This is a genomic window from Streptomyces sp. NRRL F-6492 (genome assembly GCF_001280125.1).
Classification (GTDB): domain Bacteria; phylum Actinomycetota; class Actinomycetes; order Streptomycetales; family Streptomycetaceae; genus Streptomyces.
This window is the reverse complement of record NZ_LGEG01000126.1, coordinates 1-656: the sequence shown is the minus strand read 5'-3', so window position 1 is coordinate 656 and position 656 is coordinate 1. Positions and strand designations below refer to the sequence as shown.

The window sequence follows — 656 nt, the reverse complement described above, 5'->3', positions numbered from 1 at the left end:
GCGGTGGCGCAGGCTCGGCTGCTTCCAGCAGGCACTCCTCACGCTGGTCCATCTGCGGAAGAACGAGACGTTCTCGCAGCTTGGAGCAGGTTTCGGGATATCGCAGGCCACCGCCTGGCGCTACGTCGACGAGACCCTGGACGTCCTGGCCGGCTGGGCGCCTGGCCTCTACGAAGCGCTCACCGGCCTTGGTGAAGGGGACCACGTCAGCGGCGACGGCACCCTGATCCCCATCGACCGGATTGCTGCGGACGAGCCGTACTACTCGATGAAACACCGCAAGCACGGCATGAACGTACAGGTCATCGCCCGTCCCGACGGCACACCGCCGTGGTTCTCCCGCGCGACACCCGGCCGGACCCATGATCTGACCGCGGCCCGGTCCCACGGCATCGTCCAAGCGTGCCTCACCCGGCAGATCCTCGTCCTCGCCGACCGCGCCTACCAGGGCGCCGGCGCCACCTTCCGAACCCCGTACTACCACCACCGCGAACAGCCAGAGCAATACCAGCAGTTCAACCGCGACCACGCACGGCTCAGAGCGCCTGGCGAACGCGCCTTCGCCCAACTGAAGTCCTGGCGCATCCTCCGACGAGCCCGATGCTCCACCCGCCGCATCAGCACCATCGTCCAAGCCGTCCACACCCTGCTGACCT

Annotated in this window: 1 protein-coding gene; it reads left to right on the top strand. The window is 67.5% G+C overall.

What is annotated here, in order from left to right; genetic code table 11:
* The coding region (locus ADL08_RS11725) for an IS5/IS1182 family transposase (RefSeq protein ID WP_053642037.1) at positions 1–656 on the top strand (656 nt) is incomplete at both ends.